Genomic DNA, 18,782 nt, shown 5'->3' on the forward strand with positions numbered 1-18,782 from the left:
GCCGCTCGACCTGCGGTCATCGCCCCGCCCGCCGTCCCGTTTTCGCGCAAGTCAGGGAGTGACCGATGCTGGATAATTCCGAAGGATATGTCACCGAAGACGGTCGCAAGATCGGCGGTGTGGTGATGGAAATGAAGAACATCACCCTGCGCTTTGGTGGTGTGGTGGCGATCAAGGATATCTCGTTCGATATCCGCGAGGGTGAGATTCGTGCGATCATCGGGCCCAATGGCGCCGGTAAATCCTCGATGCTGAACGTGATCTCGGGCTTCTATGTTCCGCAGGAAGGCGAGGTCTGGTTTCATGGGTCAAAACGCCCGCCGATGCGGCCCTTTGAGGTGGCGCAGCAGGGCATTGCCCGGACGTTCCAGAATATTGCTTTGTTCGAAGGGATGAGCGTTCTGGACAACGTCATGACCGGGCGGCTGGGGTACATGAAGACCAATATCCTTCAGCAGGCACTGTGGAAGGGCAAGGCCGAGAAGGAAGAGACAGAAAACCGTGAAGCTGTCGAGAAGATCATCGACTTCCTTGAAATTCAGCACATCCGCAAGACGCCGGTATCGCGCTTGCCCTACGGTCTGAAGAAACGCGTCGAACTGGCCCGCGCGCTGGCGGCAGAGCCCAAGCTGCTGCTGCTGGACGAGCCGATGGCGGGCATGAACGTCGAAGAGAAAGAGGACATGAGCCGCTTTATCCTCGACGTGAATGACGAATTCGGCACCACCATCGCCCTGATCGAGCACGATATGGGCGTTGTGATGGATCTGAGCGACCGGGTGGTCGTGATGGATTACGGCAAGAAGATCGGCGACGGCACACCGGATGAGGTGCGCAACAACCAGGAAGTCATCGACGCCTATCTGGGGGTCAGCCATGATTAAGCTCTGGGCAGAATTGGGGAGGGGCTGGCATGCCTGAACAACTTATCTTCGCGATGGAGGTCATCCTCAACGGTCTGATGGCCGGGGTGCTTTATGCGCTGGTCGCGCTGGGCTTTGTGCTGATCTACAAGGCGTCCGGTATTTTCAACTATGCCCAAGGGGTTATGGCCCTGTTCGCGGCGATGACGCTGGTCGGGATTATGAATGGGCAGGTGCCGTTTGCCCATCTGATCAACGCGACTTTCGGCACCCATATCCATTATTTCGGGTGGAATGTGCCAGCGCTGTTCGCGATCATTCTGACGATGGGTGTGATGGTATTGCTGGCCTGGGCCGTGCAGCGGTTCGTCATGCGCCATCTGGTGGGGCAGGAACCGATCATTCTGTTTATGGCGACCATCGGTCTGGCGTACTTCCTTGAAGGCGTGGCCGACCTGATGTGGGGGTCTGAAATCAAGACGCTGGATGTGGGTCTGCCGCAGGGCATCAATCTGTGGATTGACGAGACCACCTATAACATCTTCGACTACGGCTTCTTCATCGACAATCTGGACATCGTGGCGACGGTCATCGCGGCGCTGTTGGTAGCCGCTCTGGTGGCGTTCAGCCAGTACACCAAGCAGGGCCGGGCCATGCGCGCAGTGGCGGATGACCATCAGGCGGCGCTATCGGTGGGCATATCGCTGAACTTCATCTGGGTCATGGTCTGGTCGGTGGCCGGGTTCGTCGCTCTGGTCGCGGGCATCATGTGGGGCACCAAATCAGGCGTCCAGTTCTCGCTGTCGCTGATCGCGCTCAAGGCGTTGCCGGTGCTGATGCTGGGCGGGTTCACCTCGATCCCAGGCGCCATCGTGGGCGGCCTGATCATAGGCGTGGGTGAAAAGCTGTTCGAATTCGCAATCGGACCGATGGTCGGTGGCGCAACCGAGAACTGGTTTGCCTATGTGCTGGCGCTGATCTTCCTAGTGTTCAGGCCGCAAGGCCTGTTCGGAGAGAAGATCATCGAGAGGGTATAGGGCATGACCAAGCTGATCGCCATCATCAACGTGGTCGCATGGGCGGGGTTCTGGGCTTTTGGCTACATCGCCCTCACATCAGACGATCTGACCGAAGGCCAACTGACGATTGCAGCGATCCTGGCCTTTGCAGGGCTGATCATGGGGGTTCTGGCCTACTTGAAGCTGGTGCGCGCCTCGGAGGCGAGCGGATATGCCAAAGGGTCCAATCAACTGGACGCCGAAGCCCGGAATCGGGCGCAGGAAGAATGGGGAAAGTAAGACATGTTCTATCGTGAGGCCGGAGATTTCAAAACCTCCTACGTGGATGACAGCCAGACTTTCCCGATCAAGTTCGATCGGTATCGGTACTATGTGGTGCTGGCGGTGGCCTTCGGGATCATCCCGTTCATCATCAACGACTATTGGGCCAACGCACTTCTGCTGCCCTTCCTGATCTATGCGATCGCGGCCATTGGGCTGAACATTCTTGTGGGGTATTGCGGGCAGGTCAGCCTGGGTACCGGGGGCTTCATGGCCGTTGGGGCCTATGCCTGCTACAAGTTGATGACCGCCTTTCCAGACGTGTCGATGTTCATCCATGTGATCCTGGCCGGTGGCATCACCGCCATCGTGGGCGTGCTGTTCGGCTTGCCGTCATTGCGGATCAAGGGGTTTTACCTTGCGGTGGCGACGCTGGCGGCGCAGTTCTTTCTGGTCTGGCTGTTCAACCGAGTGCCGTGGTTCTACAATTACTCGGCTTCGGGGCAGATCAACGCGCCGGAACGGGATGTTTTCGGCATCATCATCACCGGTCCGAATGCATCGGCCTGGGCCACCTATCTGTTCTGTCTGATTTTCCTGACCGTCTGCGCCCTCGTTGCGCGCAACCTGACACGCGGTACGACAGGGCGGACATGGATGGCGATCCGCGATATGGACATCGCCGCCGAGATCATCGGGGTGAACCCGCTCAAGGCGAAACTGACCGCCTTTGCCGTAAGCTCGTTCTTCGTGGGCATCGCGGGCGCACTGTTCTTTGCGGTCTATCTGGGCGCGGTTGAGGTCGGTGAAGTCTTTGGCATCCAAAAATCGTTCCTGGTTCTGTTCATGGTCATTATCGGCGGGTTAGGCTCTATTTTCGGATCCTTTGCGGGCGCTGCATTCCTTGTGCTTTTGCCGGTGGTCCTGAAAGTGGTCGGCGTCGATGTGCTGGGCTGGCCCACAGATATCGTTGCCCATCTTCAGCTGGTGATTGTCGGCGCCCTGATCATCATGTTCCTGATCCTCGAACCCCATGGGCTGGCACAGCTGTGGCGCGTCGCGAAAGAGAAACTCAGACTCTGGCCGTTCCCGCACTAAGGGTAGGCCCAATCAAAAAGACGGGTGCGAAAACCCGAATACACCATCGGATCAATCAAGGGAGGATACACCCGATGAACAAGAAACTGGCAACCGTGGCGCTGAGCGCCCTTATGGCCGCTGGGCCAGCGATGGCGGATCTTGTGATCCCTGATCTCAGCTATCGCACCGGGCCATATGCTGCAGGCGGTATCCCGTTCTCGGACGGCTACAACGACTATTTCACTCTGCTCAATGAGCGGGATGGCGGTATCGGAGGAGAACCGATCCGGGTGGTTGAATGTGAAACCGGCTATAATACCGAAAAGGGTGTGGAATGCTATGAATCGACCAAAGGCGAAGGTGCATTGGTTTATCAGCCTTTGTCGACTGGTATCACCTATCAGTTGATCCCCAAAGTGACGGCAGACGGAATTCCGCTGCACACGATGGGGTATGGCCGCACTTCGGCTGCAAACGGGAAGGTGTTCAGCAACGTGTTCAACTATCCGGCCAACTATTGGAACGGAGCTTCGGGCGCGATCAACTATCTGCTGAGCGAAAACGATGGTGACCTGAACGGTAAAAAAATCGCGCTGGTCTATCACAACTCTGCCTATGGCAAGGAGCCGATCCGCACATTGGAAATGCTGGCTGAAAAGCATGGGTATGAGCTGACGCTGCTGCCAGTGGACCACCCGGGTCAGGAGCAGAAGTCGCAGTGGTTGCAAATCCGTCGTGAAAAGCCGGATTACGTGGTCATGTGGGGCTGGGGCGTGATGAACCAGGTCGCAATTCAGGAAGCTGCGAACATCCGTTTCCCAATGGAAAACTTCATCGGTGTCTGGTGGTCGGGTGCAGAATTCGACGTTGAGCCTGCTGGTGATAAAGCAACCGGTTACAAGGCGCTTACATTCACCGGTCTGGGCGATGACTACCCGGTTTACGACGACCTAAAGAAATACGTCGTCGATTCGGGTAAAGCTGCGGGCGCCGGTGATCAACTGGGCGCGGTGCAATACAACCGTGGTCTCTATGCAGCGATGTTGGCGGCTGAAGCCATCAAGACTGCACAAGAAATCCATGGCGTGACCGATATCACCCCAGCGATGATGCGCGACGGTATGGAGGCGCTGGAGATCACCAATGCCAAGATGGAATCTCTGGGCATGAGTGGATTTGGTCCCGAATTCAGCGTGACTTGTGAAAACCATGGCGGCCCGGGTCTGGTGGGTGTTGTTCAATGGGATGCCTCGACCGGTACCTGGAACAAGCTTCAGGACTTTATGCCAACTGATCAGGAAGTGATCGGCCAGCTTATCGCGGAAGACTCGGCAGCGTACGCGGCCGAAAACAACATCGAACCGCGCTGCGAATAATGTCGGTTTCTTCCCGGCTGAGGCCGGCTCTCAAAACTCCGGAGCGGCGGTTTGCCGCCGCTCCTCACGAACAGTCCCGAAGGGGACAGGCATGAGGACACGCGCTGATGCTTGATGCGGCACAAACCACTGACGTGCAGGCGGAAAACCTGCTTGAGGTCAACAATATCGAGGTGATCTACAACCACGTGATCCTCGTGCTGAAGGGCGTAAGCCTGACTGTGCCCAAGGGCGGTATTACGGCCTTGCTGGGGGGCAATGGCGCGGGCAAGACGACCACGCTCAAGGCAGTGTCGAACCTGCTGCATTCAGAACGCGGCGAAGTCACGAAAGGCACGATCAAGTATCGTGGCCAGAACGTACACGAAAGCGACCCCGCCGTATTGGTTGAAAAAGGCGTGATTCAGGTGATGGAAGGCCGTCACTGTTTCGAACACCTGACGGTTGAAGAAAACCTGCTGACGGGCGCGTATACCCGCAAGGACGGCAGCGCAGCGATCCAGCAGGATCTGGAGCTGGTCTACAATTATTTCCCCCGCCTGAAAGAGCGCCGCCGCTCGCAGGCAGGCTATACGTCGGGTGGTGAACAGCAGATGGTTGCCATGGGCCGGGCTTTGATGTCGCGCCCCGAGACGATCCTGCTGGACGAACCTTCGATGGGACTTGCGCCGCAGTTGGTCGAAGAGATTTTCGGCATCGTGAAGGATCTCAACGAGAAAGAGGGCGTTTCCTTCCTGTTGGCCGAGCAGAACACAAATGTTGCCCTTCGGTTCGCGCATTACGGATACATTCTGGAATCCGGGCGCGTTGTGATGGATGGCCCGGCCGCCGAACTGCGCGAGAACCCGGATGTCAAGGAATTTTACCTTGGCATGTCGGATGAAGGCCGCAAAAGTTTTCGCGATGTGCGGTCCTATCGTCGCCGCAAGAGGTGGCTGTGAGCGGATGGAGGATATGGCGATGATGTATTTCGACGCACTCGAAACACGCTCGGCGGACGAACGCGCTTCGGATCAGGCCGCGGCGCTGGTAGAGCAAATCAAACGTGCTGCATCCGCCCCCGGGTTTGCTGCACATTTTTTTGAATCAGACACTAACAAGGTGGTCTCGGCAGATGATTTGCCGATGTTGCCGGTGCTGCGCAAATCGGACCTGATCCGGGCGCAGGCGGAACGCCCCCCTTTTGGTGGGTTCACCGTGAAGCCCGCGCGCCACTTTCATCACGTGTTCCAGTCCCCCGGGCCGATCTATGAACCGGGCAGCACCGATCACGACTGGTGGCGCATGGGCCGGTTCCTGCATGCCGCTGGTGTTGCAGCTGGCGATATTGTTCAGAACTGCTTTGGCTATCACCTGACACCGGCTGGCATGATCTTTGAAAACGGCGCCCGCGCTGTTGGTGCTGCCGTTCTGCCGGCGGGAACCGGGCAGACCGAATTGCAGGTGACAGCCGCGCGTGACGTTGGCTGCACCGCCTATGCGGGCACGCCTGATTATCTGAAAGTCATCCTGGACAAGGCTGACGAGATGGGCGTTTCGCTGAATTTCTCCAAGGCCGCTGTTGGTGGTGGCGCGCTGTTCCCGTCTTTGCGTCAGGAATATGCGGATCGCGGTATTTCGTGCCTGCAATGCTATGCGACGGCGGATTTGGGTAATATCGCCTATGAAAGCGCCGCGATGGAAGGGATGATCATCGACGAACATGTGATCGTCGAAATCGTGACGCCCGGAACCGGAACCCCGGTAGAGCCGGGCGAGGTGGGCGAGGTTGTTGTAACCTCTCTCAACCCGGATTACCCTCTGATCCGCTTTGCGACCGGGGATCTTTCTGCCGTCATGCCGGGTGTTTCGCCCTGTGGCCGGACCAACACCCGGATCAAAGGCTGGATGGGTCGCGCCGATCAGACCACCAAGATCAAGGGTATGTTTGTACGCCCGGAACAGGTTGCGGCCCTGGTCGACAAGCATGAGGAAATTGTCAAAGCCCGCGTTATTGCAGCCCGCCAGGGTGAGATGGACACGATGACGGTCCGGATCGAAAGTCCGCGCGGTGACGACCCGGCATATGCCAAGTCAGTGGCCGAAGTGTTGAAACTGAAAGGTGCGATCGAGGTCGTGGCCCCCGGATCCCTTCCCAAGGACGGGGTGGTGATCGAGGATCAGCGCGTCTACGAATAGCGGTGAATAACAGGTCTGCGGCAGTTTGTGCCGCAGATTTGTTGACCGATGCACTGGTGTTTCCGAGCTTTTTGGTCGATTAAAGGCGAACGCTTCGCCTTTGCCAATCACAAGCCGGGATGATGGCCGAAATCGAGTTTTCACAGAACGGATCGCGCAATCGCGGTGTACGCGGTACCCGACTGCTGGCGGGGATCGCCTATGTCGTGGCTGCCGCGTGCCTTTTGCCGATGATCGCCGTGGTCCTAGCGGCTGTAACCGGGGGAACGGACACGATCTCGCACCTGATGGAGACGGTGCTGCCCGGCTATATCGCGACGACCCTGATTCTTGTGGTCCTGGTTGCGGCCGGCACGTTCAGCATCGGCACCGGGGCGGCTTGGCTGGTAACGATGACCCGTTTTCCCGGCGTGCGGTTTCTGGAGATCGCACTGGTCCTTCCGCTGGCCTTTCCGGCGTATGTTCTGGCCTATGCCTACACCTTCATTCTGGATCACCCGGGCATCGTTCAAAGCACGCTGCGTGATGTAACGGGGTGGGGCCCGCGCGACTATTGGTTCCCGGAAATCCGCTCGACCGAGGGTGCGGCGGTCATGTTGATCCTTGTGCTTTACCCTTATGTCTATCTGCTTGCGCGGGCTGCGTTCCTGCAACAAAGCGCAACAGCGTTTCTGGCGGCGCGGGCGCTGGGCAACAATCCATGGCTGGCTTTTCGGCGCGTGTCACTGCCGATGGCGCGACCCGCCATTGCAGGCGGCGTTCTGCTGGCCGTCATGGAGACCATCGCAGATTTCGGAACCGTGTCGTATTTCGGTGTGCAGACCTTTGCCACCGGGATCTACACAAGCTGGTTTTCCATGGCCGATCGTGCGGCAGCGGCGCAACTGGCCCTGTGCCTGCTGGTCTTTGCCCTGATCATGGCCGTGGCCGAGCGCACCCAGCGTGGCAAGGCAAAATACTATCAGGCGGGGAAACAGCATGTGGCGCAACCGGCGGCAAATCTGACGGGTCTGCGCGCCTGCGGGGCATTTCTGCTGTGTGCAATACCCGTTCTTTTCGGTTTTTTGCTGCCTGTCATCATTCTGGTCGAGATGGGCCTGGACTCCGAACAGAACCTGCTGTCGCAGCGTTATATCAGTTTCATCCAGAATTCGTTGATACTTGCTGGTACGGCGGCGGTCATCACCGTCTTTGCGGCGATCAGTGTCGGGTTCTTTCAACGTCTGAGGCCCGGTCGCGCCTCGTCTGCGACCGCATATATGGCGCGTCTGGGATATGCCGTTCCCGGTGGCGTCATTGCGGTTGGATTGATCGTCCCCTTTGCGAGTTTTGACAACGCGCTGGACGTCTGGATGCGACAGACCTTCGACGTATCCACGGGGCTGTTGGTGACAGGTTCGATCTGGCTGCTGGTCGCTGCCTACATGGTGCGCTTCCTGGCTGCCGCGCTTAGCGCGTATGAGGGGGGCCAAAGCACTGTACATGCGAATATGGATGCCGCAGCCCGTTCACTGGGTCAGACGCCGTTGGGAACATTGCGACGGGTGCACCTGCCGATTCTGACCCCCTCTCTGCTGACGGCCCTGCTGATCGTGTTCGTGGACGTGATGAAAGAACTTCCCGCCACGCTGATCATGCGCCCGTTCAATTTCGACACATTGGCGGTGCAGGCGTATCGGCTGGCCTCGGACGAGAGGCTGGAGGGCGCCGCCGTGCCTTCGCTGGTCATTCTGGCGGTGGGTCTGTTACCTGTAATCCTGATCTGCCGTCAGGTCGGCCGACGGTAACACTTGTGTCGCAATTGTAGGACAACTGCGCATCAGGCTTGATTCAAACACGATTTCCGGCAAGGCTGGAGGTATGAATATGCAGCCTCCCAGCCGGTTCTCGGCAAGCGCAGCGCAGATGCCCGTAGCTTTCGACCGGCATGAGATGTCTCAAATCCTATCCGTTTATGGTCGGATGGTCGCCGCCGGAGAATGGCGTGACTACGGTATTTCCAACCTGCGCGACATGGCGGTGTTCTCGATCTTTCGGCGCACCGCAGAACATCCGATCTACCGCGTCGAAAAACACCCGCGCCTGAGGTCCCGGCAGGGAATGTATTCCGTCATAGGTATGGATGGCCGCATCCTGAAACGCGGCCACGATCTGCGGGCAGTACTGCGGGTGCTGGAACGCAAGCTGATCCGGGCCGTAAACCCGGATTAGAGCCTTTTGTGGGCCGTGACGGGCCCGTCACCCTGATCCATGATGCGGCGGATTGCTTGATCCATTGGTTCGAATACCACCGCCATATGGCTGGCGTTCGCATGCAAAAGCATGTTTTGGCCCGAAACCCAGGCCACGTGCCCTTTCCAGAACAACAGATCACCCCGTTGCGCAGGGGCCCCTTCGATCACGGTTTTGCCCAAAGCGCGTTCCTGATCGCCGCTGTCGCCGGGGCACGGCAGGCCACAAGCCAAAAGCGCCGCTTGAACCAACCCGGAACAATCGATGCCGAACCGGCTGTTGCCGCCCCACAAATAGGGTGTGCCCAGAAACAGCTGGGCCACTTCGACCGGGTCGTCAGGCTTCGCGGTCATCGGCGCCGTGTGTAACTTTGGGATATATCCCAGTTCGGTTTCAACAAACCGGTCCGTCTCGGTCCTGGCTTGGATTTTGCTTCCGAAACTCAGCGACACCAGATCGCGGCTTTTGAAATCCGCTTCCTGGTAGGCATGCGTTGCAGGCGCCGTGATCCAATGCGTCGCAGGCGCATCCGCCGTCAGCTGATCTGTTCGCAACCAGCCGGTATACCCATCTTTGTCTGCGATGACCCTGTTCCACCCGCTCTTTGTTTCCTCGATCTGAACCGTATCACCGAACAACAATTGCCGGTCGCGTGGCCCGTCTGGGCTGCGCAGCAAATCGACAACGGGTGCGGAAACTCGATGGCGTGTCACAGTCCCAATATCTCCGGCAACGCCGTCAGCACGGCACGAGGTCCCTGACCCAGACCGCCCTTGGTGCGCCCCGGCTCTTTGCTGGGCTGCCAGGAATAGATGTCGAAATGGATGTAGCGGCGTGTGCCCACGAACCTGCGCAGAAACAGAGCGGCTGTGATCGACCCTGCAAACCCGCCCGACGGCGCGTTGTCCAGATCGGCGATGCCGGGTTCAATCATCGCTTCATAGGGCGTGTGGAACGGCATGCGCCAGACCGGATCAGCCGAAGCCTCAGCGGCATGCGACAGAGCAGACGCGCAGCGCTGATCATCGGTATAGAAAGGTGCCAGATCGGGGCCCACAGCCACACGGGCGGCCCCGGTCAGCGTCGCCATCGAGATCACCAGATCGGGTTCACCTTCCTCAGCAAGCGCCAACGCGTCAGCAAGCACCAGACGCCCTTCGGCATCCGTATTGTTGATCTCGACCGTCAGTCCCTTGCGAGAGGTCAGGATGTCCCCTGGGCGGAAGGCATTTCCGGCAAGCGCGTTTTCGACTGCCGGTATCAAGACCCTCAATTGCAGGGGAAAACCCAGCTGCATGATCATCCGCGCCAACCCCAACACATTGGCCGCGCCACCCATGTCTTTCTTCATCAGACCCATGGATGCGCCCGGTTTCAGGTTCAATCCACCCGTATCGAAACACACCCCCTTGCCGACCAGAGTCAGTTTGGGGCCGCTGCTGCCCCAATTCAGCTCGATCAACCGGGGGGCTTGTTCGGCGGCGCGCCCTACGGTGTGGATCATAGGAAAATTCTGTTCCAGCAAGGCCGCGCCGCTGATCACGCTGCACGCGGCACCGAATTCACCGGCCAGAGCCTCGGCCGCCTGCTGCAACTGCTCAGGACCCATATCCGAGGCTGGCGTATTCACCAGATCGCGGGTCAGAACTTCGGCATTGGCCATCGCTTCGATACGGTTGGCGTCGACACCTTCGGGCGCAACCAGCGCCGCGGTTCCAGCAGATTGAGACGCGTAGCGATCGAAGGTGTAACCTGTCATCAACCAGCCAAAGCACTCCATTTCCAGACGATCAGCGGGAATGCCGGACGCGATATGATAGGTTCCTTCGGGCAATGCCATGGCTGCGGCGGCCAATGGGAACCTTTTTCGCTCGCGCTTGTCTTCTGTTCCATACCCGGCCAGCACAAAATCAACCGCGCCATGCGCGCCTGGCACCAGCAGGGTCTGCCCCATCGCACCTGTAAACCCGCTTGCGGCAACCCAGGTCCGGACGGTATCCGGCTGGTCCTGCAACCAACTGTCCAAATCCGGCTGCGCAATCACATGAAGCGGTATGGACGGGTCAGAGGATGGGGCGAAGGACAGGGTCATGGGCGTCTCGGCTGATGGTTTCTGCGCACAGACTAGCCGCGCATGATCTGCCCGCAACCCCTGTCAGACGGAAAGGTCCTGCTGGTCCCAGACGGCGGTCAGCGATCGTTCGCCCACGCGGATCAAACGCCCAAGCGTCGCGCCTGCCGCAACGGCGTCACCGGCATCGACGGTGTGGGCCACGTCACCCGCCACCCGGGCCAGGGCCGTCATCCCGATCTGTTCGGATATAGCGACCAGTGACCTGGCGCATTTGCGCAGGTCCGCCCATTCGCGCTGACGCCAGTAGCGTTCGCAGTTTGACAGGCGCACGGCAAGCTCTTCGACCGTGCGACACAGAACATCCAGCGCATTCTTGTCGCCAAGTTGCCGGTGCAGCCCGCTCAGTTGATCCGAGTCCAGACGGACGGATTCCTTATGTTCAAGCGTGATAATCTTTTCCACCACATTCACCCTAGTTCGAACGCCCCCACGGCGCGGTGTTGATCCTGGCAGAAAATTCCTTTGCAAAACCTTGCGGGGAAACTGGATAATGGCTCGAATTTTCGTTGAATTCGGTTTAGATCATCCTTCAGCGACAAGAACGGGGACATTGAAATGGAATTTGCCAAACCTCTGCCGAGCTACCTTGTAAAACGGTATCACGGTTGGAAGGCCACAACATATTCGGAAAACCAGGTCTGGTATCGCCGTCTCGCCGATGAAGGGCAACGCCCCCGCGCCATGGTCATATCCTGCTGCGACAGCCGGGTTCACGTCACGTCCATGTTCGGCGCTGACCAGGGCGATTTCTTTATTCACCGCAATATCGCCAACCTGGTGCCGCCCTATGCACCGGACGGGGACCACCACGGCACCAGCGCCGCGATCGAATACGCTGTAACGGCGCTCAAGGTCGCTCATTTGATCGTGCTGGGGCATTCGCAATGCGGCGGCGTGCAGGGCTGCATCGACATGTGCAAGGGGCAGGCGCCGCAACTGGATGCGAAGGACAGCTTTGTTGGCCGCTGGATGGATATTCTGAAGCCGAAATTCGAACTGGTCGCGGATATCGAGGACGGTGTCGAACAGGCCCGGCAGTTCGAACGTCAATCGGTTGTCGCTTCGCTGGAAAACTTGATGACCTTCCCCTTCGTCTCGTCAGCCGTTGATCAAGGCGCGCTGAGCTTGCACGGCTTGTGGACGGATATCGGCGCAGGCGGGCTTGAAAGCTATGACCCTTACCAAAAAAAGTTCGTCCCGGTCTGACAGTGACAGAGCTGGAAATCCGAAACAACAATGGCGGCTCTGATTCAGGGCCGTTTTTGGTATACTCCACCCATTACACCTGAAGATTGGAGCCTGCCATGAAAGTCATCAAGCGCATCTTCGCAGGATTGGTCGTTTGTATTCTGGTTCTGGTCGCGGTTTCCTATCTGTTGCCGGGAAAGGCGGAAGTTTCGCGTAGCATCGCGATCGACGCGCCGGCAAGCGCCATCTTTCCGTACGTGAATTCGATGCAGGAAACCGAAAAGTGGTCTCCGTGGCTGCACCGGGACCCCGAAACCAAACTGACCTATTCCGGCCCTGCCGCCGGAGTCGGGAACACTCTGAACTGGGCGTCGGATCACCCGCAGGTCGGTACGGGATCACAGGAAATCGTCGAAAGCGTGGAAAACCAACGGGTCAAAACGGCGCTGGATTTTGGCCCGATGGGTACTGCCACAGCGTCCTTCATCCTTGAGCCTGACGGGGCGGGAACCAGAGTGACCTGGGGGTTTGACTCGGATCTGGGTCTGAATCCCATGTCCCGCTGGATGGGTTTGATGATGGATACGTGGGTGGGCGAGGACTATGACCGTGGTCTGACCAATCTGAAAGCACTGGTTGAAAACCAAAGCTAGGCTGCTTGTTTGTGGGAAAGCATGCGGAGGTGTGCTTGACCGAAGCCCTAGCCCAGTCGAAACCGGGCAAGCTTTCCCAGGTGATCGGATCCCATGAAGGGGCGCAGCTCAACTGTTCCGGTTGTGCCTTTGGGGAACAACAGGTTGTCTATCGGCAATGGGATTTTCCAACTGCCGAGGTTGTGGGTGTTCAGGACGGTTCCAAAGCTTTGGTTGTTTGCGGCTGCTCCGATCCGTCTGACGCTTTCGCCCCAGGGCACCATATTGAAATCCCCGGCAATCAGAACCGGTCCTTCAAGTTGGCTGATGCGGTCGGCAATCACCTGGCTTTGTCTGGACTGGTCGTAAGGAAATGGCCAGTTCAGATGAACTGAAACAACCCAGACCCAGTCACCGCCGGGCGCTTTGACCTGTAACCCCACAAGCCCATAACCTTGCAGACAGAACTCGGAATTCTCGACAATCGGCAAGGTCGTCAGGATGGCGACGTTTTGTTCGGGGCGGAATTCACAGATCACCTGTTCGGGGTAATGCTCGAACAGGTTGCTCATGTACTTGCGGTTGTGGCTGGAGACTTCCTGCAAGGTCACGATCTGTGCGTCTGATTCAAGGATATCATCGGCCAGCGAATACCGGGGCCAGGCTTTGCTCATCAGGTTCTTCTGGTACAGCGTCAGGCAGGTGTCGTCGCAATCGTCCGAGGGCGCGGCAACGCTGGCCGCGATGGACCCGATGGCAATCCCGGAAAAGACCAAGGTGGCCAATGCAAGATGTCTGGCGCGCATGAAAAGAAGAATTACCGCGCAGGGGAGAAGCAAAACACCAGCCTGAGGCCGGAGCAGAGCGATTGAATCTCCCACGGCAAAAACCTGCCCCGTAAAGCCAATGACGACCAGTATTATCAGAACGCATGTGCATCCGATGGTCAGGGTTCTGGCAATCCTGCGTCTGGTCGAAATGTGCATGCCCTGCCTCTTTTGCCTTGCGCCGGGCGGTTTTTTCCGGACTTCCGACATCCGCCACGAACAAGGTTCAGTTTTAGGTGGCAAGCGTGTCTGGTTTTGTCAACAGGTTGGCGATTTTCACCGCGCGCAAGACTGTACCCTAACCGAGGTTCATAGCGCAGCCATGATGGATGCGGGTGATGGACCGGAAGGTGCCGATTTGGTGGAAGAGGTGATCCGAGCCGGTTCTGCTGAGCGCATTGACGGGCCACCTCGGGCGCGGACTCACCTGTGACGTTGACTGCTGATCACGGTGGTAAAGGTTCGTGTTGCGCGACTTTGTGCAAGTGCAATGGCGCTCAAAACCAAGGCACAGGCCACTGCTTGCGCACCTGTGATTGTTTCACCGAAGGCAAAAACGCCCACGGCAAACATTGTCGGCAGTTCAATGCTGCCGATAACGGCCGTGCGCGATGCCCCGATGACAGGGGAACAGACGGTGTAAATCAGCTGGGGAACCAGTGCCGTCATAAGACCGATCCCGACGATCAGAAACCAGTCACTGCCGCCTGCTGGCAGGACTTCGCCAATTTCCGAAGAGATAATCAAAGGGGTTAGCCCGACGACCGACCCCAACGAAACCGACGCTATCCTGGCCAAAGGAGCAATTCGCGAAAGACGGTGTACAAGCACGCATATGCCGAAGCCAAATCCGAAAGGTGCAGCCAAAGAGACAAGCAGCGTTGGAATTTGGTCAATCGGTACGGATGCCGGAGACCCTGCAATGCCTGCCGCAAGAACAATCAAACCGGCCGCAACAAGGCTGCGCCGCGTCGGCGGATCGGCGAATATCGCCCAAGCGATGATGATCGTAAACACCGGGTAGGTCATGTAAAGAACACCCACCGTTGATGCCGGCACTGTTTCAAGTGCGGTAACATATCCGACCCACCCAAGCCCCATGACTGCCCCCGCAGCCATACCCCAGACTATTTCCCGCCGGTTTGAACGATGCTTCAGAAGGGTTGGCAACAATAGGATCGCCGTCAAAATGTACCGATAAAACGCAACTGCGTAGGGCGCGAGTCCGTGGTCAGTGAGACCCCGGCTGAAATAGGGTACAAAGCCAAAACAGATGGATGCAAAGAACACTCCCGCCCCGGCAAGGGCGTAGGGTATTGGATCGTGCTTGGTTGATGTTGGTCGGCCCATCTTTAACACCTACCATGCAGTATTTCCGTTGGCATCAGCAACCTGACCGAACCGTCACGTCGTCTGTAAACCAGCTATTGGGAAACGCAAAAAACCCGCCGAACAATCAGCGGGTTTCCTGGTTCTCAAGCTTTGACCAAAATCGGGATGTCAGCCCTTTTTTAGAACCTCACGGCCCAGCAGTTCGGCGATCTGTACCGCGTTCAATGCCGCACCTTTGCGCAGATTGTCGGATACGCACCACAGGTTCAGACCGTTCTCGATGGTCGAGTCCTGGCGGATACGGCTGATGAACGTGGCGAAATCGCCTGCGCATTCGATGGGCGAGACGTAGCCACCGGCTTCGCGCTTGTCGATCACCATGATGCCCGGTGCTTCACGCAGGATGTCGCGGGCTTCGTCTTCGTCCAGGAATTCCTCGAACTCGATGTTCACGGCCTCAGAATGGCCGACAAACACGGGAACGCGCACGCAGGTGGCTGTGACCTTGATCGACGGATCGACGATCTTCTTGGTCTCGACAACCATCTTCCACTCTTCCTTGGTCGAGCCGTCTTCCATGAAGACGTCGATCTGCGGGATGACGTTGAAGGCGATCTGCTTCTGGAATTTCTTCGGCTCAACTTCGGTAGTCGGGTTGTAGATGGCCTTGGTCTGATCCCAAAGCTCATCCATGCCTTCCTTACCGGCACCGGAAACCGACTGATAAGTCGACACCACAACGCGCTTGATCTTCGCACGGTCATGCAGCGGTTTCAGCGCGACAACCATCTGCGCGGTCGAACAGTTCGGGTTGGCGATGATGTTCTTGTTCTTGTAGTCGTGGATCGCCTGCGGGTTACATTCCGGCACGATCAGAGGGATCTCGGGGTCATAGCGATACAGCGACGAGTTGTCGATCACCACACAGCCAGCCGCAGCCGCTTTGGGGGCATAGGTCTTGGTTGCGTCCGAGCCGATGGCGAACAGGGCCATGTCCCAGCCGGTGAAATCGAAGGTGTCGATGTCCTGGGTGGTCAGTGTCTTGTCGCCAAAGCTTACTTCCGTACCCAGCGAACGACGGCTCGCCAGCACGGCAAGTTCACCGACCGGGAACTGGCGTTCCGCCAGAATGTTCAGCATTTCGCGGCCCACGTTACCCGTGGCGCCGGCGACAACGACGCGATAGCCCATTTCATGTCTCCAAAGTTAAGGACGCGCGTTCATAGCCGCGTTGCAGCAAAGAAAAAAGGGCTATCACGGGTGAATTGGCCGAATTGACGTCGATTTTAACCCGAATGCGCTTTTTCACCCGTGTTCAGCAAAGACCGATAGACCCGCACGATGGCCTCGGCCTCACCTTCGATTCGAAAATGCTGCTCGACACGCTGTCTTGCGGCCTGACCGGATTGCACCAGCTTGTCCAGATCGCTCAACATCTGTTCCAGTGCTTCAGCCAGCGCCCCGGCGTTGTCCTTTTCGATCAAGCGGCCGGTTTTCCCGTCCTCGATCTGGGCGCTGAACGCTCCGACCCCGTGGCAGGCGATTGCAGGCACGCCGGAGGCCATCGCCTCAAGCGGTGTAAGGCCGAACCCTTCGTGACGGGCCGGGGCCACGAACAGGTCAAGGGCGCGGTAGGTTTCAACGATCTCCTCCCAAGGGCGCTCGCCCAGGAAGTGCACCCGTTCCGACAGCCCGGCAGCTTTGAGTTTGGCTTCCTGCTCCTGTTGGAAGGTTTCAAATTCTTTGGTGGCGCGCCCGGTGAACACGATGCTGGCGTCGGGATGGTTCGGCAGAATCTCGATCGCCGCATCCACCAGCAGATCGACACCTTTCTGAGGTCGAATACGCCCGAAACACCCGATCAAGGTCCCTTCCGGCAGCCCCAGCTTCTGCCGCAGGGCGGTTTTGTCTTCGGCCGGGTGAAACAGTTCGGTGTTCACACCGTGCATGATGACGGTTGCGGGATGTTCCAGAAACGACGCCGCTTGCGGCGTTGTGGCGATCAGCGCATCCATCTTCGAAATCAGCCACTTGGTGAACCCCGAATGATTTCGTTGCGCAGCCGAGGTGAACAGAAGTTTCAGATTGCGTCGCAGCACATGTTTCAGAAACAAACCCATCAGCATTTCGGTGTTGCGCCGTGCATGCCACACCCGGAGCGTTCTGTTCGAAAGGAACGGAACTTTGATCAACCGGATATGGGGCAGATCACCCGGCAGGCCGGGTCCCGTGGCGACGATCCTGATCATATGCTTTTGAATCGGCAACAGGCGGATGACGGTTGTGGTGACGCCGGAGAGGCTGTGTTTCAGGTTCGGCGCTATAACCTCGATATCCTGCACGGCTTGCTCCGCAATTGCTTCAATCCACATTATCCTGGCTGAATAGATAAATCACGCAACCGATGGCAAGGGTTACCGCAAAAAACCCGAAAATCGCGGTGTAGGGCGCGGTCGTTCCGGCCTGGGCCGTGGCGGCATGAATGCGTCCGGTGACAAATTGGGCGATGCCGACCCCTCCGATTCCGAAAAGGTTCAACAGGGTTACGCCTCGGCCCACCAGATGGGCGGGAACGAAGGCCCGACCATGGGCCATGATGACCGGAAAACTGGCCCCGGTGAACCCTATGATGGCCAACAGCAGAACGGACAGCCATGTGGCATGGTCGATCCAAACACAAAGCAGGGTCAGCGCCACGACACCCAGCGCGTTGCCCGTGAAGATAACCCATTTCCGAGTGCGGAAGACACGATCCAGCGGTCCGTAGACAAAGGTACCGGCGATCATCGCAGACCCCATGACCAGTGTCGCAGTGCCGATCTGGGTGGTGCTGAGCCCGAAGACATCGTTCAGATACGGCCCGGCCCATAGCCCGCGCAGCGCGGCAGAGGGCGCATAGGCCACCAGCATCAAGGGCATGATCAGCCACAGTGCAGGCTCTTTCAGCAGGTCCAGAAGTGAACCTTTGTGTTCCGTATCAACCTTCGCTGGATCGCGCAGGCTCAGCCAAATACCCAAAGCGATCGCAGCAGATATCACGGCCAGCCCAACCATGGTGGCGCGCCATCCCATCCATTCGACAGCCAGCGCAGTCGGATAGGAGGCCACGAGATTGCCCACCGAGCCAACACCCAGCATGACGGCAGCCAGTGTCGCGAATTTCGCAGGCGGGTATTCGCGGGCAAAGATGAAATAGGAAGCCATCAGAACCGGAGAGCACCCAACCCCGATCAGGCCCATGGCAACGCTGACATGCAACGGTGAGGTCGCGACCGCAAAAATTGCGGATCCTCCTGCACCGCCAACCAGAAGAAGCGCGGCTGCGGTCAGCCTGGGCCCAACCTTGTCCAGCGCCCAGCCGACCGGGATTTGCATTGCAGCGAACACCAGAAACCAAAGGCCCGACGCAAAGGCCAGATCTTCGGGTGTAGCGCCGATATCGCGTTCAAGATCCAGGCTGAGCACAGCCAGAAATGCACGGAAAAACTGGCTGAGCACATAGCCCAGGCACAAAACCACCAAACCCGCCTGCATATCCCGCCTCTTTTCCGCTCATCCGAAGGGAATGCTTGGCACGCAATGATGCAACGCACAAGCATGTGTACTATGTTTCAGTAGCAGGACTTGGGCCGCATTCCGGCTATCATTGTCAGAAGTCTG

19 protein-coding genes are annotated in these 18,782 nt (G+C 58.1%); 11 read left to right on the forward strand and 8 right to left on the reverse strand.

What is annotated here, in order from left to right; all coding sequences use genetic code 11:
- The first annotated feature begins 65 nt into the window (after positions 1-65).
- The 9 genes from ACR0I0_RS12850 to ACR0I0_RS12890 all read left to right on the forward strand — a co-directional run bounded on the left by ACR0I0_RS12850 (position 66) and on the right by ACR0I0_RS12890 (position 8,988).
- Positions 66-884: an ABC transporter ATP-binding protein gene (locus ACR0I0_RS12850; protein ID WP_171635456.1), complete on the forward strand. Its 819-nt coding sequence runs from the start codon at positions 66-68 to the stop codon at positions 882-884.
- 29 nt (positions 885-913) lie between these two features.
- The gene (locus ACR0I0_RS12855) at positions 914-1,900 is read left to right on the forward strand and encodes a branched-chain amino acid ABC transporter permease (protein WP_171635458.1); all 987 of its coding nucleotides are present in this window, start codon (positions 914-916) and stop codon (positions 1,898-1,900) included.
- 3 nt (positions 1,901-1,903) lie between these two features.
- A complete protein-coding gene (locus ACR0I0_RS12860; protein WP_171635461.1) occupies positions 1,904-2,161 on the forward strand; it encodes a hypothetical protein in 258 nt (85 codons plus the stop codon).
- 3 nt (positions 2,162-2,164) lie between these two features.
- Positions 2,165-3,241, forward strand: a complete 1,077-nt coding sequence (locus ACR0I0_RS12865) for a branched-chain amino acid ABC transporter permease (protein WP_171635463.1) — start codon at positions 2,165-2,167, stop codon at positions 3,239-3,241.
- Between the two features lie 74 nt (positions 3,242-3,315).
- Entirely contained in the window at positions 3,316-4,599 is a 1,284-nt protein-coding gene (locus ACR0I0_RS12870) for an ABC transporter substrate-binding protein (protein WP_171635465.1), read from the forward strand.
- 107 nt (positions 4,600-4,706) lie between these two features.
- Complete coding sequence (locus ACR0I0_RS12875) at positions 4,707-5,540, forward strand: ABC transporter ATP-binding protein (protein ID WP_171724042.1); 834 nt, start codon at positions 4,707-4,709, stop codon at positions 5,538-5,540.
- Between the two features lie 19 nt (positions 5,541-5,559).
- Positions 5,560-6,777 (forward strand): phenylacetate--CoA ligase family protein, encoded by a 1,218-nt coding sequence (locus tag ACR0I0_RS12880; RefSeq protein ID WP_480491709.1) that lies wholly within the window; start codon positions 5,560-5,562, stop codon positions 6,775-6,777.
- Between the two features lie 122 nt (positions 6,778-6,899).
- On the forward strand, positions 6,900-8,564 hold the full coding sequence (locus ACR0I0_RS12885) for an ABC transporter permease (RefSeq protein WP_171635788.1): 1,665 nt from the start codon (positions 6,900-6,902) through the stop codon (positions 8,562-8,564).
- 73 nt (positions 8,565-8,637) lie between these two features.
- A complete protein-coding gene (locus ACR0I0_RS12890) occupies positions 8,638-8,988 on the forward strand; it encodes a DUF2794 domain-containing protein (protein WP_117871396.1) in 351 nt (116 codons plus the stop codon).
- Here the strand turns inward: ACR0I0_RS12890 and ACR0I0_RS12895 are convergent.
- The 3 genes from ACR0I0_RS12895 to ACR0I0_RS12905 all read right to left on the reverse strand — a co-directional run bounded on the left by ACR0I0_RS12895 (position 8,985) and on the right by ACR0I0_RS12905 (position 11,554).
- Positions 8,985-9,722: a C40 family peptidase gene (locus tag ACR0I0_RS12895; protein ID WP_480491712.1), complete on the reverse strand. Its 738-nt coding sequence runs from the start codon at positions 9,720-9,722 to the stop codon at positions 8,985-8,987. The genes ACR0I0_RS12890 and ACR0I0_RS12895 overlap by 4 nt on opposite strands.
- Positions 9,719-11,101, reverse strand: coding sequence for a leucyl aminopeptidase family protein (locus ACR0I0_RS12900; protein ID WP_480491714.1), 1,383 nt, complete (start codon positions 11,099-11,101; stop codon positions 9,719-9,721). The genes ACR0I0_RS12895 and ACR0I0_RS12900 overlap by 4 nt, the downstream gene beginning before the upstream one ends.
- Positions 11,102-11,164: 63 nt before the next feature.
- Entirely contained in the window at positions 11,165-11,554 is a 390-nt protein-coding gene (locus tag ACR0I0_RS12905) for a hypothetical protein (protein ID WP_480491715.1), read from the reverse strand.
- 144 nt (positions 11,555-11,698) lie between these two features.
- On the opposite strand from ACR0I0_RS12905, the gene ACR0I0_RS12910 reads away from it, so the two are divergent.
- Positions 11,699-12,349: a carbonic anhydrase gene (locus ACR0I0_RS12910; RefSeq protein ID WP_152459543.1), complete on the forward strand. Its 651-nt coding sequence runs from the start codon at positions 11,699-11,701 to the stop codon at positions 12,347-12,349.
- 98 nt (positions 12,350-12,447) lie between these two features.
- Positions 12,448-12,984: an SRPBCC family protein gene (locus tag ACR0I0_RS12915; protein ID WP_210093163.1), complete on the forward strand. Its 537-nt coding sequence runs from the start codon at positions 12,448-12,450 to the stop codon at positions 12,982-12,984.
- Positions 12,985-13,031: 47 nt separating this feature from the next.
- On the opposite strand, the gene ACR0I0_RS12920 is transcribed toward ACR0I0_RS12915, so the two are convergent.
- The 5 genes from ACR0I0_RS12920 to ACR0I0_RS12940 form a co-directional block, all read right to left on the reverse strand.
- Entirely contained in the window at positions 13,032-13,949 is a 918-nt protein-coding gene (locus ACR0I0_RS12920) for an endonuclease/exonuclease/phosphatase family protein (RefSeq protein ID WP_480491718.1), read from the reverse strand.
- Positions 13,950-14,213: 264 nt separating this feature from the next.
- Positions 14,214-15,140 carry a DMT family transporter gene (locus tag ACR0I0_RS12925; RefSeq protein WP_209834328.1) on the reverse strand — a complete coding sequence of 309 codons (927 nt, stop codon included), beginning with the start codon at positions 15,138-15,140 and terminating at the stop codon, positions 14,214-14,216.
- Positions 15,141-15,290: 150 nt separating this feature from the next.
- Entirely contained in the window at positions 15,291-16,313 is a 1,023-nt protein-coding gene (locus ACR0I0_RS12930; protein ID WP_480491720.1) for an aspartate-semialdehyde dehydrogenase, read from the reverse strand.
- Positions 16,314-16,408: 95 nt separating this feature from the next.
- The gene (locus ACR0I0_RS12935; protein ID WP_480491722.1) at positions 16,409-17,494 is read right to left on the reverse strand and encodes a glycosyltransferase family 4 protein; all 1,086 of its coding nucleotides are present in this window, start codon (positions 17,492-17,494) and stop codon (positions 16,409-16,411) included.
- Positions 17,484-18,656: an MFS transporter gene (locus tag ACR0I0_RS12940; protein ID WP_480491723.1), complete on the reverse strand. Its 1,173-nt coding sequence runs from the start codon at positions 18,654-18,656 to the stop codon at positions 17,484-17,486. The genes ACR0I0_RS12935 and ACR0I0_RS12940 overlap by 11 nt, the downstream gene beginning before the upstream one ends.
- Positions 18,657-18,782 lie beyond the last annotated feature (126 nt).

Source organism: Ruegeria sp. AG6 (assembly GCF_056541565.1).

Bases quoted from the DNA above. Each gene is read 5' to 3' on its own strand.
- ACR0I0_RS12850 (WP_171635456.1), top strand. From the start codon at position 66: ATGCTGGATAATTCCGAAGGATATGTCACCGAAGACGGTCGCAAGATC.
- ACR0I0_RS12855 (WP_171635458.1), top strand. From the start codon at position 914: ATGCCTGAACAACTTATCTTCGCGATGGAGGTCATCCTCAACGGTCTG.
- ACR0I0_RS12860 (WP_171635461.1), top strand. From the start codon at position 1,904: ATGACCAAGCTGATCGCCATCATCAACGTGGTCGCATGGGCGGGGTTC.
- ACR0I0_RS12865 (WP_171635463.1), top strand. From the start codon at position 2,165: ATGTTCTATCGTGAGGCCGGAGATTTCAAAACCTCCTACGTGGATGAC.
- ACR0I0_RS12870 (WP_171635465.1), top strand. From the start codon at position 3,316: ATGAACAAGAAACTGGCAACCGTGGCGCTGAGCGCCCTTATGGCCGCT.
- ACR0I0_RS12875 (WP_171724042.1), top strand. From the start codon at position 4,707: ATGCTTGATGCGGCACAAACCACTGACGTGCAGGCGGAAAACCTGCTT.
- ACR0I0_RS12880 (WP_480491709.1), top strand. From the start codon at position 5,560: ATGATGTATTTCGACGCACTCGAAACACGCTCGGCGGACGAACGCGCT.
- ACR0I0_RS12885 (WP_171635788.1), top strand. From the start codon at position 6,900: ATGGCCGAAATCGAGTTTTCACAGAACGGATCGCGCAATCGCGGTGTA.
- ACR0I0_RS12890 (WP_117871396.1), top strand. From the start codon at position 8,638: ATGAATATGCAGCCTCCCAGCCGGTTCTCGGCAAGCGCAGCGCAGATG.
- ACR0I0_RS12900 (WP_480491714.1), bottom strand. From the start codon at position 11,101: ATGACCCTGTCCTTCGCCCCATCCTCTGACCCGTCCATACCGCTTCAT.
- ACR0I0_RS12910 (WP_152459543.1), top strand. From the start codon at position 11,699: ATGGAATTTGCCAAACCTCTGCCGAGCTACCTTGTAAAACGGTATCAC.
- ACR0I0_RS12915 (WP_210093163.1), top strand. From the start codon at position 12,448: ATGAAAGTCATCAAGCGCATCTTCGCAGGATTGGTCGTTTGTATTCTG.
- ACR0I0_RS12920 (WP_480491718.1), bottom strand. From the start codon at position 13,949: ATGCACATTTCGACCAGACGCAGGATTGCCAGAACCCTGACCATCGGA.
- ACR0I0_RS12925 (WP_209834328.1), bottom strand. From the start codon at position 15,140: ATGGGCCGACCAACATCAACCAAGCACGATCCAATACCCTACGCCCTT.
- ACR0I0_RS12930 (WP_480491720.1), bottom strand. From the start codon at position 16,313: ATGGGCTATCGCGTCGTTGTCGCCGGCGCCACGGGTAACGTGGGCCGC.
- ACR0I0_RS12935 (WP_480491722.1), bottom strand. From the start codon at position 17,494: ATGTGGATTGAAGCAATTGCGGAGCAAGCCGTGCAGGATATCGAGGTT.
- ACR0I0_RS12940 (WP_480491723.1), bottom strand. From the start codon at position 18,656: ATGCAGGCGGGTTTGGTGGTTTTGTGCCTGGGCTATGTGCTCAGCCAG.